At 51.8% G+C, this 13,247-nt stretch carries 16 protein-coding genes; 12 read left to right on the top strand and 4 right to left on the bottom strand.

Features of this window, described 5'->3' with window-relative positions:
• Nucleotide 1: 1 nt before the first annotated feature.
• The 3 genes from EBB_RS06420 to EBB_RS06410 all read right to left on the bottom strand — a co-directional run bounded on the left by EBB_RS06420 (nt 2) and on the right by EBB_RS06410 (nt 1,247).
• A complete protein-coding gene (locus tag EBB_RS06420; protein WP_192392954.1) occupies nt 2-421 on the bottom strand; it encodes a DUF1801 domain-containing protein in 420 nt (139 codons plus the stop codon).
• 179 nt (nt 422-600) lie between these two features.
• Nucleotides 601-837 (bottom strand): toxin-antitoxin system HicB family antitoxin, encoded by a 237-nt coding sequence (locus EBB_RS06415; RefSeq protein ID WP_192392953.1) that lies wholly within the window; start codon nt 835-837, stop codon nt 601-603.
• The gene (locus EBB_RS06410) at nt 834-1,247 is read right to left on the bottom strand and encodes a putative toxin-antitoxin system toxin component, PIN family (protein ID WP_192392952.1); all 414 of its coding nucleotides are present in this window, start codon (nt 1,245-1,247) and stop codon (nt 834-836) included. Before EBB_RS06410 ends, EBB_RS06415 begins: the two co-directional genes overlap by 4 nt.
• A gap of 86 nt (nt 1,248-1,333) precedes the next feature.
• Between EBB_RS06410 and EBB_RS06405 the strand changes: the two genes are divergently transcribed.
• The 11 genes from EBB_RS06405 to EBB_RS06355 all read left to right on the top strand — a co-directional run bounded on the left by EBB_RS06405 (nt 1,334) and on the right by EBB_RS06355 (nt 11,375).
• On the top strand, nt 1,334-1,780 hold the full coding sequence (locus tag EBB_RS06405) for an arsenate-mycothiol transferase ArsC (RefSeq protein WP_192392951.1): 447 nt from the start codon (nt 1,334-1,336) through the stop codon (nt 1,778-1,780).
• Between the two features lie 119 nt (nt 1,781-1,899).
• On the top strand, nt 1,900-2,904 hold the full coding sequence (gene moaA, locus EBB_RS06400) for a GTP 3',8-cyclase MoaA (RefSeq protein ID WP_192392950.1): 1,005 nt from the start codon (nt 1,900-1,902) through the stop codon (nt 2,902-2,904).
• A 14-nt stretch (nt 2,905-2,918) separates the two neighbouring features.
• Nucleotides 2,919-3,278, top strand: coding sequence for a YajD family HNH nuclease (locus tag EBB_RS06395; protein ID WP_033157754.1), 360 nt, complete (start codon nt 2,919-2,921; stop codon nt 3,276-3,278).
• The gene (locus tag EBB_RS06390) at nt 3,278-3,856 is read left to right on the top strand and encodes a DNA-3-methyladenine glycosylase I (RefSeq protein ID WP_192392949.1); all 579 of its coding nucleotides are present in this window, start codon (nt 3,278-3,280) and stop codon (nt 3,854-3,856) included. Before EBB_RS06395 ends, EBB_RS06390 begins: the two co-directional genes overlap by 1 nt.
• Nucleotides 3,853-4,332: a HugZ family pyridoxamine 5'-phosphate oxidase gene (locus tag EBB_RS06385; RefSeq protein ID WP_192392948.1), complete on the top strand. Its 480-nt coding sequence runs from the start codon at nt 3,853-3,855 to the stop codon at nt 4,330-4,332. The genes EBB_RS06390 and EBB_RS06385 overlap by 4 nt, the downstream gene beginning before the upstream one ends.
• Nucleotides 4,333-4,383: 51 nt before the next feature.
• On the top strand, nt 4,384-7,686 hold the full coding sequence (locus tag EBB_RS06380) for an EAL domain-containing protein (protein ID WP_192392947.1): 3,303 nt from the start codon (nt 4,384-4,386) through the stop codon (nt 7,684-7,686).
• A 342-nt stretch (nt 7,687-8,028) separates the two neighbouring features.
• Nucleotides 8,029-8,994: an ABC transporter substrate-binding protein gene (locus tag EBB_RS06375; protein ID WP_306789989.1), complete on the top strand. Its 966-nt coding sequence runs from the start codon at nt 8,029-8,031 to the stop codon at nt 8,992-8,994.
• Nucleotides 8,994-9,755, top strand: a complete 762-nt coding sequence (locus EBB_RS06370; RefSeq protein ID WP_192392946.1) for an ABC transporter permease — start codon at nt 8,994-8,996, stop codon at nt 9,753-9,755. Before EBB_RS06375 ends, EBB_RS06370 begins: the two co-directional genes overlap by 1 nt.
• Nucleotides 9,752-10,495 carry an ABC transporter ATP-binding protein gene (locus EBB_RS06365; RefSeq protein WP_192392945.1) on the top strand — a complete coding sequence of 248 codons (744 nt, stop codon included), beginning with the start codon at nt 9,752-9,754 and terminating at the stop codon, nt 10,493-10,495. The genes EBB_RS06370 and EBB_RS06365 overlap by 4 nt, the downstream gene beginning before the upstream one ends.
• A 1-nt stretch (nt 10,496) precedes the next feature.
• Nucleotides 10,497-11,057 (top strand): IMPACT family protein, encoded by a 561-nt coding sequence (locus tag EBB_RS26640; RefSeq protein ID WP_192392944.1) that lies wholly within the window; start codon nt 10,497-10,499, stop codon nt 11,055-11,057.
• A gap of 156 nt (nt 11,058-11,213) precedes the next feature.
• Nucleotides 11,214-11,375 carry a hypothetical protein gene (locus EBB_RS06355; protein ID WP_020483539.1) on the top strand — a complete coding sequence of 54 codons (162 nt, stop codon included), beginning with the start codon at nt 11,214-11,216 and terminating at the stop codon, nt 11,373-11,375.
• Nucleotides 11,376-11,459: 84 nt separating this feature from the next.
• Here the strand turns inward: EBB_RS06355 and djlA are convergent, their stop codons facing one another.
• Complete coding sequence (gene djlA / locus EBB_RS06350; protein WP_192392943.1) at nt 11,460-12,263, bottom strand: co-chaperone DjlA; 804 nt, start codon at nt 12,261-12,263, stop codon at nt 11,460-11,462.
• A 69-nt stretch (nt 12,264-12,332) separates the two neighbouring features.
• Here djlA and EBB_RS06345 point away from each other — a divergent pair, with 69 nt between their 5' ends.
• Nucleotides 12,333-13,229 (top strand): phosphoribosylaminoimidazolesuccinocarboxamide synthase, encoded by an 897-nt coding sequence (locus EBB_RS06345; RefSeq protein WP_192392942.1) that lies wholly within the window; start codon nt 12,333-12,335, stop codon nt 13,227-13,229.
• Nucleotides 13,230-13,247: the final 18 nt, after the last annotated feature.

Raw genomic sequence — 13,247 nt, 5'->3', positions numbered from 1 at the left:
CCTAAGATTGCTTTCGTCGCTTGTTCCGATGATAGGTCAAGGCCATAGCAATACAGATTGACAGGCTATCCATGTCGACGTCTTCAGCTTCTTGAAAGACAATCGCCCGATTGCCTTCGTATTTAAACTGGTGCGGAAATAGCGTCCGAAAGGTTTCAACCAAATTCGTTGTGCAGATGAAATACATGGCATATTGGTTCGGTTTCTCTTTCTTCCAAGCCATTCTGATCGTACTGCCACATCCGGTTTCGGCGGTCATATAAGCGGGCTCACCCCACTTCAAGGTTTCCTCAAGCTGTCCGACACCCTCACTAGCCGCCACAGCAAAGATTGCTTCGCGAAGCACCAGCATTTTCCGACGAACTTCCAGCGGATAGTCGTCGAAGACTGCCTTGACGGTCGTATTTAGAAATGGCTTCATAAAGGGCAAAGAACCTTGGAATTGTTGGGTTAAATTAGCGCTAAACCTATGCCGTCAACTTAAGCTAAATATAAAATCTTAGTCATTCAGCAGATTTAAGTCATCGATCCAATCAATCAGCCCCAGTTCGGAGTACTTTCTAAAGAAATAGCTATATCTGCCTATGCTGCCCGCCAACGCTAAAACTCATCCCCCACCAACGGCTCACGTTTAGGCACCTTGGCCAAAATGGCCTGGAAAGCGGCTTTGTCGGCTCGTTCGGCTCGAGCCTGCAGGTAGTCTTCGGTGGCGATGGCCGACACTTTTTCGGCAACGGCGCTGGCTATGAATTGATTGATCGATACGCCTTCCTTACTCGCCAGCTCTTTGATATGGCGGTGTATGGAATCGGGCAATCTCAGACTTAATGCACTCATGGTAGACGCTCCAGCATGATTTTTGGCGTGATGGCTTCAACGCCGAATTTTTCGATACGGGCAAAATCTTTTAAATTATGGGTAACGATGGTGTTTACTCGGGCAGCAACGGCCAGCTCCAAGACTAAATCATCTTTCGGGTCCGGCAAATAAGGTCGCCATAAAAAATACACTTTTTGATGACGGCTAAATCCGCACAGGTTATCCAGCACTATATCTATTTCGACATCGGTCAGTTGCAGCATGGAACGGTTGCGTTTCAAAACATCCTCATACTCGAACAAAAGCGGTGTCGATATGGCTGTTTGCAACTGCCCATCGGCTAAAAGCTCTAGCAATTTAAAGGATGCGCCGTTAGCGGAATACAAGCCGGCGAACAGAACATTGGTATCCAGTATAATCTCATGCATACCATATACGGTATCACTATTATAATGACTCAAACAAATTCTTTACTGTCTGCTCTCATGTAAACAGCCTCGCCAAAAGGAGTTTTATGACAAACACCCATTCCCAAGTCCTATTCCTCTGCACCGGTAACTACTACCGCAGCCGGTTTGCCGAGTATTTGTTTAATCACCACGCGCCGGATTACGCGCTGCCTTGGCGGGCGTTTTCGCGCGGGTTGGCTATCGAGTTGCTGAAGGACGATGCCGGGCCGCTTTCGCCGCACACCCGGCATGGCTTGGCCTTGCGCGAGATTCCCATCGAGCCTGTCCGCGCGCCGCTTGCGCTGACCGAGCAGGACTTGACCACCGCCCGCCACATCATCGCCTTGAAGCAAACCGAGCACAAACCCTTACTGCATCGCCGCTTCCCGGACTGGGTGGAACGCGTGGAATACTGGCAGGTAGACGATATAGAAGACGCCCATCCGAACGAGGCCTTGCCGCAGATAGAGGCGGCAGTGTTGGCTTTGCTGCGGCGCTTGGGCAAGCAATAGTCTGGCAAAAAGCCGTCTTAGGAACTTACCCGCTCAACGCCGATCTTTTAGCAAACGGCAATAACACAGCGCGGCGCTGTGTTACTATTTTCTTCCTTTATTTTTTCTGTTCGAATGTAATGGCGCCTAGCAAACCGTTGCAACTGATAGACCGCTTCGGCAGAGTGGTCAACTACCTGCGAGTATCGATTACCGACCGCTGCGATTTTCGCTGCGTGTACTGTATGGCCGAGGACATGACGTTTCTACCGCGCAGCCATATTCTCAGCCTGGAGGAAATCCGCTTTATCTGCGAAACCTTCGTCGAGTTGGGTGTCGGCAAAATCAGGATTACCGGCGGCGAACCGCTGGTGCGCAAGGGCGCATTGGGTTTGATGCAAGACCTTGGGCGCTTACCGGGCTTGAACGAACTGGTATTGACCAGCAACGGCTCGCATCTGGCGGAGATGGCCGACGACTTGAAAGCCGCCGGCGTAAAACGCATCAACATTAGCCTGGATACCTTGGACCCGGCCAAATTCAAGGAACTGACCCGAACCGGCGATTTGCAGCAAGTGCTGAAAGGCATAGAAAAAGCTCGAACAGCCGGCTTTCAGCGCATCAAACTCAACGCGGTGATTCTGAAAAACCGCAATCATCAAGAAGTCTGCGATCTGGTGCAGTTTGCCGTCGAGCGTGGCATCGACATCAGTTTCATCGAGGAAATGCCGCTGGGCGCGGTGGACAACCATCACCGCGGCGATGCTTTTTATTCCAGCGATTTGATCAGGCAGGATTTACAACAGCGCTTTAGGCTGGAAGCCGTGACCGACTCGACAGGCGGACCTTCGGTGTATTACCGGGTAGCCGGGAGCGCTAGCAAAGTGGGATTTATCTCGCCACACAGTGCTAATTTCTGCGGCAGTTGCAACCGCGTGCGCCTGACCGCCGAAGGCCGCTTATTGCTGTGCTTGGGCAACGAGCATTCGGTCGATCTGAAACAGGTGGTCAGAGACCATCCCGGCGACAAGGCTATGCTGAAACAAGCCATCGTCGAAGCCATGCAAATCAAACCCGAAAAACACGAATTCAATATTCACGAACAGCCAGTGATTTTGCGGCACATGAACGCTACCGGCGGCTGAACTACGGAGGACCTATGTCGGATAACAAAGCCTATCACATCGTCGCCGAAGCCCGGCGCTACAAGGAAGAGCGGGAAAAAGGTTACCGCGAGCAGGCCTTAAAACTTTATCCCTGGATATGCGGACGCTGCTCACGAGAGTTTGACCATAAAAACCTGCGCGAATTGACAGTCCATCACATCAATCACGATCACGACCACAATCCGCCCGACGGCAGCAATTGGGAATTGCTGTGCCTGTATTGCCACGACAACGAACATCAACGTTTTGAAGAGCACGTGCGTTACGGCGGCAAAGCCACCTCGGAAGGCAAAGCGCCTGCCGCCACCTTCAATCCTTTCGCCGATTTGAAAAACCTGATGAAAAAAGACTGATGCCTGGCAAATGCGTGTGGGCGCTGAATAGCGCTAACGAAGAGCATTATCACGATCACGAATGGGGCGTGCCACTGCACGATGATCGTATGTTATTCGAGTTTCTGGTATTGGAAGGCGCCCAAGCCGGCCTCAGTTGGCGGACCATTCTCGACAAACGCGAGGCTTACCGCGCCGCTTTCGATCATTTTGATCCACTCAAAGTCGCCGCTTATGATCACAAAAAACTGGCGTCGTTGCTGCAGACTCACGGCATCGTCAAAAACCGCCTGAAAATTGAATCCGCGGTAAACAATGCCCAGGCTTTTTTACGGGTGCAGCAGGAATTCGGCAGTTTTGACTCGTACATATGGAGCTTCGTAGACGGTGAACCGCGGCAAAACCGTTGGCTGCAGCATAGCCAATTACCGGCTTACACGCCGGAATCGGAACGGATGAGCAAAAATCTGCAAAAGCGCGGCTTTAAGTTTGTCGGCAAAACCATCTGCTATGCTTATATGCAGGCGGTGGGCATGGTCAACGACCACACCGTCAATTGCTTCCGCCACGCGCAACTGACATCTGCAAATACACCATGAGTTCCGAACCGCTAACCGCCGATTACCGGACTTTAATTACCAACAGCCAAAGCCTGATAATCGCCAGCAGTTCCGAGCAAGGGACAGCCGAAGTCAGTTATGCGCCGTTTCTGGAATACCAAAATACTTATTACATCTATGTCAGCCAATTGGCCCGGCATACCGGCAATATGCTGCGCCAACGCCAAGCATCCATCATGTTTATCGAACCCGAGGCCGAAGCGGTCAATCCGTTTGCCAGACGCCGCTTGGTAATTGACTGCGCTGTTGGTGAAATCGACAAACTCCAAGCTGAATATGCCCAGTTGTTAGATAGACTGCAAGACCGTTTCGGCGAAACAGTCTCGGTTTTACGCTCACTCACGGATTTTCATTTACTGGCACTGACGCCTTTGCGCGGCCAATATGTCGCCGGATTCGGCAAAGCATTTAGCATTGATGTCGAAAATGGCGTTCTGTTGCCCGCAAATCACTAAAGCGACTGCTTCGCCCAGCTTCGGCGAGAATCAGATTCTGCCTGTTTAATCATGCCGACAGCTTTTAGAGTTATTCTGATCAACAGCGCCTTGGCCCTAGCCTATTTTATCGGCGGCTATCTCGGGCATATGCTGGCGATGCAGCCCAGCCATGCCAGCCCAATCTGGCCGTCAGCGGGTATCGCTCTGGCCGCGTTGCTTGGTTACGGTAACAGAATATTGCCAGGTCTGATCATCGGCAGCTTGGGTACGCAAATTTACGCTTTTGAGGATCTGGCCACCCCAGAGGATTGGTTTACACCGATTTGGGCAGGAACTGCGGCCAGCCTGGGCGCCATTGCCCAACCCTTGCTCGGTGCATCCCTGATCAACCGCTGGATAGGCAAGCACAACCCGTTGATGGAAGATCGACATGTGCTGTGTTTTTTCTTGTTGGCGATTGCCAGTTGCTTAATATCGGCTAGCATCGGCACCAGCTTTCTGTACATTTTCGATACGATCGATGCGGAAGAAATCGGCCTGAACTGGTGTACCTGGTGGATAGGCGATGCAATAGGCACGGTGATCTTCGCGCCCTTGCTGCTGTTGTTTATCGGTACGCCGCGCCATATCTGGCGGCAACGGCAAAAATTCGTGGCCTATCCGTTATCGATTTCGCTGTTGTTGGTGGTCATCGCCTTTGTCTACAGCCGCAACCTGGAAAATCAGCGCATCAATGGGCTATTCGACAACCAGATTAATCTGACCCACACCAACCTCCAGGAACATTTCGACGACGATATTCTGAATAATCAGTTGCTGAAAGCCCTTTTCGACAGCTCGGAATCGGTCAATCCCAACGAGTTCAGGCTGTTTGCTCATACCATTTTCAGCAAACATCCCGAGCTGGAGGCGTTGGAATGGATACCCAGAGTCAACGCAGAAGACCGTAACGCATTCGAAAAACAGACAGAAACCACCATTCGCGAATACGACCACAATCAACAATTGATAGCGGCTGGTAAGCGGAACGTTTATTTACCCATTGCTTACTCCTTCGGCAATCAGCAGAACATAGGTTTCGATGTTGCCAGCAACCAACAATTATTAGCAGCGATCCACAAAGCGATTAATTCCGGCGAAACGGTGGTGACGGCCGGCATCGTCTGCGACGATAATCAACCCTGCTTCGCCATTTATTCGCCGGTTTATCTCAAAGGAAAATCGCTTAACACCAGCACCCTGCGTCAGCAGTTTTTTGTGGGATTGGTTGCCAATGTTTTTAAATTAAGCAGCGAGGTTCAGGAATTGTCCACGCGCCTGCAAAGCATACGTTTGTCGGTAGCGATCTATGATCAAGACCAGCTGTTATACCGCAGCACTCCCGAAGGTATTGAATCGAAAAAACATTACTTCCTTCCAAGCAGGCAGCAATCGCTGGCGGTCGCCGACCGGAACTGGACGCTTGAATATAAACCGCTGCCGGAGTTTTATACGCAACAAAATTCCTGGACGGTTTGGTGGCTGCTGTCCGGGAGCTTTTTACTTTGCGGTCTGACCAGTTTCGGTTTAATGCTGATGAGCGGACGCACCGCCCGCATCGAAGATCTGGTGGCCTTGAAAACCCGCGACTTGTTGCGCAGCAATCAGGCCCTGAATACCGAGATCGAACGCCGTAAACAACAGGAAAACGAACTCCGCATAGCCGCGACCACATTCCAGTCGCACGAGGCCATTATCGTCACCGATGCTAATGGGGCCATTTTGCGCGTCAACAACGCTTTTAACAAAATCACCGGTTACAGCGCGGAGGAAGTGATTGGCCGGCAACCGGATTTTCTATCGTCGACCCATCAAGCTCCCGGATTTATTCAAACTTTGACCCAAGCCTTGGCCAAGGATAACCAATGGCAGGGCGAAATTTTTAATCAGCGCAAAAACGGCGACGTCTTTCCGGAATGGCTGACGGTGACCGGCGTGAGGGACGAACAGGACCGCCTGCTCAATTATGTGGCGATTTTTTCCGACATCAGCGAGAAAAAAGCCGCCGAGCGGGAAATCCATGAACTGGCATTTTACGACCCGCTGACCGGCTTGCCGAACCGGCGTTTGCTGCTGGACCGCCTGAAACAGGAAATCGCCGCCGCCAAACGCCAAAGCTATTATGGTTCGCTGTTTTTCCTGGATTTGGATCACTTCAAAACCCTTAACGATTCGCGCGGCCATCAAGTCGGTGACGAATTGCTGATCCAGGTTGCCCAACGCCTCAAATCGATTATCCGCGACGAAGACACCGCTTGCCGGCTGGGGGGCGACGAATTTATCGTGATGGTGCCAGGCCGTTATTCGCAACTGTCGCAAGCAACCAGTCACGCGGCGATGCTGGCGGAAAAAATCCTGCACACCATCAATCAACCGTTCACGGTACAAGGCAGTGAACATCACTTTTCCACCAGTATAGGCGTGACCCTATTTCCCGAGGTGGCCGAACAGCCGGAAGCGGTCATCCAACAGGCGGATACTGCGATGTACCGGGCCAAGGAAAGCGGCCGTAACGGCATCAGTTTTTACCGTCCGTCGATGCAGGAAACGGCCGACCGCCGTTTGACCTTGGAAAAAGAGATTCGTCAGGCGCTGAAACAGCGGCAGTTTTTACTGCACTATCAGGCGCAGGTCGATCACCTCGGCAAAGTGATCAGCGCCGAAGCGCTAATCCGCTGGCAGCATCCGGAAAAAGGCATGATCTCCCCGGCGGAATTTATCCCCATCGCCGAAGATACCCAGCTGATTTTGCCGATAGGCGAATGGGTCATGCGCGAGGCCTGTCGGCAAATCAAGGTGTGGGACGCCCAGAACTTGCCTATTCATCATGTGGCGGTTAACGTCAGTTCCCGGCAATTCCGCCAGGCCGATTTTGTCGATCAAGTAAAACGCATTTTGATCGACGCTGAGCTGCCGGCTGAGCGCTTGGTCATCGAACTGACCGAAGGCTGCGTCATCAGTGACATAGACGACACCGTGAAAAAAATGCGCGATTTGCAAACCCTGGGCGTGAAAACCTCCATCGACGATTTCGGCATCGGCTATTCCTCGCTGTCTTATTTAAAAAAACTGCCCATCAGCCAATTGAAGATAGATCAGAGTTTCGTCCGCGACATTGCCAACGATCCCAACGACGCGGTGATTGTGGAGACCATTATCAATATGGCTAAAAACTTAGGTTTACACGTGATTGCCGAGGGCGTGGAAACCCAGGAACAAATGATCTTCTTGCGCAATAAAGGCTGTCTATCCTACCAAGGCTATTACACCGGCCGGCCGGTAGCCGCCGCCAGATTTGAGCGGGAAGACAGACTGCTTCCCACAGCGTCCTAGACTGTTAAGCACCGGGAAGTGCCTTGCACCACAGCCTTTAATATTCCTGAAGTGCCTAGAGCTATCCGCATGCCTTGCCGAAAAGACGATTTTGCGGATGTAGCGCAGCTTGCTAATCAGCTTTTTAACCTAGTCATTGAGCTTTCCCCTGCCCCACGATACCGGAACCCCTGGTTACTCGTGAGGTCTAGTGGGCTCGGGCTTTTGGGAATATCGGTCAAACGATTTCCCCTTAAACCCTGGACAACGCATCCCGCTCCAAACAAATCCGACAAACATTCTCGTATTGGGGGTGGCTGCGTTAAAATCGTCGCGTTAACCATCCGACTAGGGACTTTGAAGATGAATATGAAAATTTGCCTGTTTGCCATTGCCGTTTTATTGCCACAATTTGCCAACGCCGAAGAGAAACCCACTATCCGCATAGGCGCCATGGCAGCCGGCACCTTAAATTGGGAACTGGCGGCGATGCGCAACCAAGGACTACTGGACAACGCAGAATTCAATGTGGAAAACATCGCGGTTGCCAATCAACAAGCCGGTAAGGTTGCGCTGCAGGCCGGTTCGGTGGATGTGATCGTCTCCGACTGGATCTGGACGTCCAGCATGCGCGGCACCGGCACCAATTTAAGTTTTTACCCGTTTTCCGATACCTCCGGCGTATTGCTGGTACCGGCTGATAGCCCGATCAAGTCGCTGGCCGATCTAAAAGGCAAAAAACTGGGTATAGCCGGCGGTGAGCTGGATAAGAACTGGCTGCTGTTACAAGCCTTGGGCCAGCAACAGCAAGTGGACCTGAATGCCGGTGTGGAAAAAATCTACGGCGCGCCGCCATTACTGAGCCAACAACTGCTGGAAAAACGCGTCGATGCTTTGCTGACCTTCTGGCAATTTGCCGCGCATCTGGAAGCGCAAGGTTACCGGGCGCTGTTGAGCGGCGAGGAGATCATCCGCCAGCTAGGCATCAACGAAACAGTGCCCAGCATCGGCTACGTATTTAAACAGGACTGGGCCGATCAATATAAAGCGGCGTTCAAACAATTCTTGAGCCTGAGCAAACAAGCCCACGACACCCTGTGCAGCGCCGATACCGAATGGCAGAAAATCGTGCCGCTCACCGACGCGACCAGCCCTAAGGAACAACAGAAACTCAGAGAGCGTTATTGCCAGGGCCGGGTAGAACAATGGGGGCCCACGCAACAAAACGCGGCCGCAAAAATCTATGCGCTGCTGCATCAACTCAGCAACAATAAGTTGACCGGCCAATCGGCGCAAATACAAGCGGGGACGTTCTGGTCGGCCGATTAATGTTGACGGACACTTTTAAACTTAACCAATCTGCCATAACACTGCTATCGCTGTTAGCGCTGCTAGGTATCTGGCAGCTGGCGGCCGGCTTGGTCCACAGTCAAACATTACCCTATCCGCTCCAGGTCGCTCAGGTATTTTGGCAAGCAACTCAATCCGGCGAACTGCCCTACCATTTAGGGGTAACGCTGCTGCGCCTGCTGGTCAGCTTCTCGATCGCGATGGTATTGGGCTGCGCGATAGGGGTTACGCTGGGTAATAATAAAACCGTGGATGCGTTCTTCGATCACTGGTTGGTGATATTCCTGAACATTCCGGCGCTAGTCACCATCATCCTCTGCTACGTCTGGTTCGGATTGGCCGAATCGGCGGCGATTCTGGCCGTGGTCATCAATAAACTGCCGAATGTGATTGTCACGATTCGCGAAGGCACCCGAGCGCTGGACAAGGATTTATTGGAAATGGCGGAATGTTACCGTTTCGACCGCAAAAAAACCTTGGTACACGTGATCTGGCCGCAGTTGCATCCGTTCGTGATGGCTGCCACCCGCTCCGGCTTGGCACTGATCTGGAAAATCATTTTGGTGGTGGAACTTCTGGGCCGCAGCAATGGCATGGGCTATCAGCTACATCTGTTTTTTCAATTGTTTGACGTTGCCAGTCTGCTGGCTTATACCTTTGCCTTTGTCGCGGTCATCCAACTAATCGAATGGCTGTTACTGCGACCACTAGATCGCAAAGCCTTACGGTGGCGGCGATGAACGATATTACCATCAGCATCCAGGATAAAACCTATCGATCAAAGCATGCCGAAGACCGCCAACACCAGGTGATTGCTGATTTACAGCTTGGCGTAGGCCGGAACGAATTCGTCTGCCTGCTCGGTCCATCCGGCTGCGGTAAAACCACGTTGTTGAATATGATTGCCGGACTGGATAGTCACTATCAGGGCAAAATTCAAATAGGCAGCCTAGCCACAACCGCGAGAATTGGTTATGTGTTTCAGAACCCCAGATTACTGCCCTGGTATACCGTCCGGCAGAATATCGAAGTGGTATTCGAGCAAACGCCGCCCGCCGCCTTGATCGACTCATTATTGGCAGACATGCAACTGAGCGACGTGCAGCAGGTTTATCCGGAGCGATTGTCGCTGGGCATGCAGCGGCGGGTCGCCATTATCCGTGCCTTCGCCATCAATCCGGACATTCTGCTAATGGACGAACCCTTCGTCTCGCTGGACGCGCCCAGCGCCCGGCAGGTGAGAAATCTGTTGTATTCGTTGTGGCAACAACGGCCGCATACAGTGCTGTTCGTCAGCCACGATCTGCGCGAGGCGATTGCGCTGGCAGACCGCCTGATTTTTCTGTCACCGCCTCCAATGCGGATCATCAGCGATATTCCGGTACACATTCCGCGCGAATTGCGTAACGACGAAGCGCAAATCGAGGCATTCCGCGAGCATTTGCTGAACCAGCATCCGGCTATCAACGGACTTTTGTAAGGTGCAAATCGTCGTCAAGGCCTGTGAAGTCGAGGAAATCATCAAGAAATCCCGCTTCATCGGCATCATCAGCCCTTGCCAGACCGAGCGTGAAGCCTTGTTATTATTAAAGGATTTGCATCAACGCTTCCCCGACGCCAGCCATATCGTTTACGCCTACCGTATCCAGTCGCCGGACGGTCTGATCTGCCGTTTTCACGACGCCGGCGAGCCCAGCGGTACGGCAGGTAAGCCGATCTTTCAGCATCTGGAGTGTAAGCAATTAATCAATCTGGTCGTGGCGGTGATTCGTTATTTCGGTGGAGTAAAGCTGGGCGCGGGCGGCTTGACCCGTGCTTACGGCAATGTCGCCAAGCAAGCTATAGAAGCTGCCGACATCGTCGATTACATTGAATTTGCCGAACTGACAATAACCCTGGACTACCACCGACTACAGGCGTTGGAATATCAACTGAAAAAACTGGACGGCAGTATTATCGGGCAAGATTTTTCTGATTCGGTACGACTAACCGTCAAACTTCCCAAGAGCAATCTGCCCGCGCTCAACGCATTCCTGGATTAAACAAGCTTATAACAGCCCTAGATGACAGCTTTATTTCAATATTGTTTCTAAAAAAGAAACAAACAATCCACTATTGCCGGTATTGTAAATAAAAAAATAAAGCTTATATTGAAGTCGTCTTCATTGGTATCGACTGTATTCAGTCTAGGAGCAAAAATGAACAAATCGAACAATCTGTATAAAGACGTACTCACCGGCCTGTTTTTCACCACCGGGGTGTTTGGCTTCATGTCTGGCGAGTTCATCATCTCCACCATGCTATTTGGCGCTGCAACCATCGCCAGCAATCTGGATTTTAGCGACTCGTTTCGCGCTTAAGTTTTGTTGTACCTCCCTCGTTGTTAAGCAGTTAATCTGTTTATTTCAAGCCCGCCAGCCGCCTCCGTGGCTGGCGGGCTCTTTTTAAAAACCTCTTATTTCCCGTATCGTTTCGTAGGCTTTTCTGATTTGCTGAGTCTTTTGCTTGGTCATCTGCATCATTTCTTCGGGTAAACCTTTAGCCACCAGCTTGTCCGGATGATGTTGACTCATTAGACGGCGATAGGCTTTTTTCACTTCAGCATCGTCCGCCGTCCCGGAGACGCCTAACACCGCATAAGCATCTTCCAACTTCGATGAGCCAGATTTGGCCGCGTGAAACTGCTCGCCCGACTGTTGAAAACGATGTTGCGCCTGTACTTGGCCCTTGATGACCTGATATTCGAAACGCGATACACCCAATTGCGCGCAAATATCCAGCAACAGCTTTTCTTCCTTGGCATCGTAAACACCGTCGGCAAACGCCGCCTGAATCTGGATTTCCACAAACATGCGCACCAGATTAGTCCGGCGATGGCATTCCACGCGAAATTGCCGTAACACATCCGCTAACGGAAAATCGGTCTGCTTGCCCTGTTGAAACAGTTGAATCGCGGCTTCACGCAGCTCGGGACTGAGCTCCATATTGTCCATCACCCGTTTCGCCAGTCCGATTTCCTCGTTGGAAACCCGGCCATCCGCCTTGGCAACATGCCCCATCACCGCAAAAGTAGCGGTGAAAAACGCCATTTGTACGCGCTGCTGGTCGCCGGGATTAAATGACTCGCCAGCCATCCCGTCCATTCCGGCATCGAACTGATGCCCTACCGACGCACCGAAAATCGCCCCCAACGGTCCGCCCAACATAAATCCAAACGCCCCACCCACCAACTTGCCCAGCCAACTCATGCGTTTCCTACCCTCAACAGGTTTAATGATAAAATTGCAGCCACTTTTCACTGACTCCACACACGTATTATGAATGCCCCCGCCGCACTTTACGAATCTTCCCTACCGCATTTGAAATTGCTCGGCCGCGGCAAAGTCCGCGACATGTATGAAATCGACGCTAAACATTTGCTGATCGTCACCTCTGACCGGATGTCGGCATTCGACGTGATTATGCCCGATCCTATTCCAGGTAAAGGCCGCGTATTGACCCGGGTGAGTAATTTTTGGTTCGAAAAAATGCGGGATATTATTCCCAATCATTTAAGCGACGATTTGACGCTGGCGGATGTGATTCCCGATTCCGATTTAAGGGCACAAGTGGAAGGCCGGGCCATCATCGTCAAACGCTTGAAACCGCTGCCGGTGGAAGCCATCGTGCGCGGCTATCTGATTGGCTCGGGTTGGAAGGATTATCAAAACAGCGGCTCGGTGTGCGGTATCGAGTTGCCTGCCGGCTTGCAACAGGCGCAACAATTGCCGCAGCCGATTTACACGCCATCCAGCAAGGCCGAAATGGGCACTCATGACGAAAACATCAGCTTCGCCAATACGGTAACGTTGATGGGCGAAGAACTGGCCAGCAAAGTGCGCGACGCCAGTTTGCGACTCTACACGACAGCTGCGGAATACGCTCGCGAACGCGGGATTATTATTGCCGATACCAAATTCGAGTTTGGTTTGGATGAAGGCGGCACACTGTATTTGATCGACGAAGCGTTGACTCCGGATTCCTCGCGGTTCTGGCCGGTCGAACAATATCAGGTCGGCATCAGCCCACCCAGCTTCGACAAACAATATCTACGCGATTATCTGGAAACCTTGGATTGGAACAAAACCGCCCCTGGCCCGAAATTGCCGGAAGACGTTAGCAGGAAATGCGCGGAAAAATATCGGGAAGCGGAATTGAAACTGATTGGAAATTGAACCGTTCATCCAAGGCCA

It is taken from the genome of Methylomonas fluvii, from assembly GCF_014850975.1.
Classification (GTDB): Bacteria; Pseudomonadota; Gammaproteobacteria; order Methylococcales; family Methylomonadaceae; genus Methylomonas; species Methylomonas fluvii.
This window is presented reverse-complemented; position numbering and strand designations above follow the sequence as displayed.

Excerpts from the sequence above, each read along its gene's own strand:
- EBB_RS06420 (WP_192392954.1), bottom strand. The coding sequence starts at position 421 with ATGAAGCCATTTCTAAATACGACCGTCAAGGCAGTCTTCGACGACTAT.
- EBB_RS06415 (WP_192392953.1), bottom strand. The coding sequence starts at position 837 with ATGAGTGCATTAAGTCTGAGATTGCCCGATTCCATACACCGCCATATC.
- EBB_RS06410 (WP_192392952.1), bottom strand. The coding sequence starts at position 1,247 with ATGCATGAGATTATACTGGATACCAATGTTCTGTTCGCCGGCTTGTAT.
- EBB_RS06405 (WP_192392951.1), top strand. The coding sequence starts at position 1,334 with ATGACAAACACCCATTCCCAAGTCCTATTCCTCTGCACCGGTAACTAC.
- moaA (WP_192392950.1), top strand. The coding sequence starts at position 1,900 with ATGGCGCCTAGCAAACCGTTGCAACTGATAGACCGCTTCGGCAGAGTG.
- EBB_RS06395 (WP_033157754.1), top strand. The coding sequence starts at position 2,919 with ATGTCGGATAACAAAGCCTATCACATCGTCGCCGAAGCCCGGCGCTAC.
- EBB_RS06390 (WP_192392949.1), top strand. The coding sequence starts at position 3,278 with ATGCCTGGCAAATGCGTGTGGGCGCTGAATAGCGCTAACGAAGAGCAT.
- EBB_RS06385 (WP_192392948.1), top strand. The coding sequence starts at position 3,853 with ATGAGTTCCGAACCGCTAACCGCCGATTACCGGACTTTAATTACCAAC.
- EBB_RS06380 (WP_192392947.1), top strand. The coding sequence starts at position 4,384 with ATGCCGACAGCTTTTAGAGTTATTCTGATCAACAGCGCCTTGGCCCTA.
- EBB_RS06375 (WP_306789989.1), top strand. The coding sequence starts at position 8,029 with ATGAATATGAAAATTTGCCTGTTTGCCATTGCCGTTTTATTGCCACAA.
- EBB_RS06370 (WP_192392946.1), top strand. The coding sequence starts at position 8,994 with ATGTTGACGGACACTTTTAAACTTAACCAATCTGCCATAACACTGCTA.
- EBB_RS06365 (WP_192392945.1), top strand. The coding sequence starts at position 9,752 with ATGAACGATATTACCATCAGCATCCAGGATAAAACCTATCGATCAAAG.
- EBB_RS06355 (WP_020483539.1), top strand. The coding sequence starts at position 11,214 with ATGAACAAATCGAACAATCTGTATAAAGACGTACTCACCGGCCTGTTT.
- djlA (WP_192392943.1), bottom strand. The coding sequence starts at position 12,263 with ATGAGTTGGCTGGGCAAGTTGGTGGGTGGGGCGTTTGGATTTATGTTG.
- EBB_RS06345 (WP_192392942.1), top strand. The coding sequence starts at position 12,333 with ATGAATGCCCCCGCCGCACTTTACGAATCTTCCCTACCGCATTTGAAA.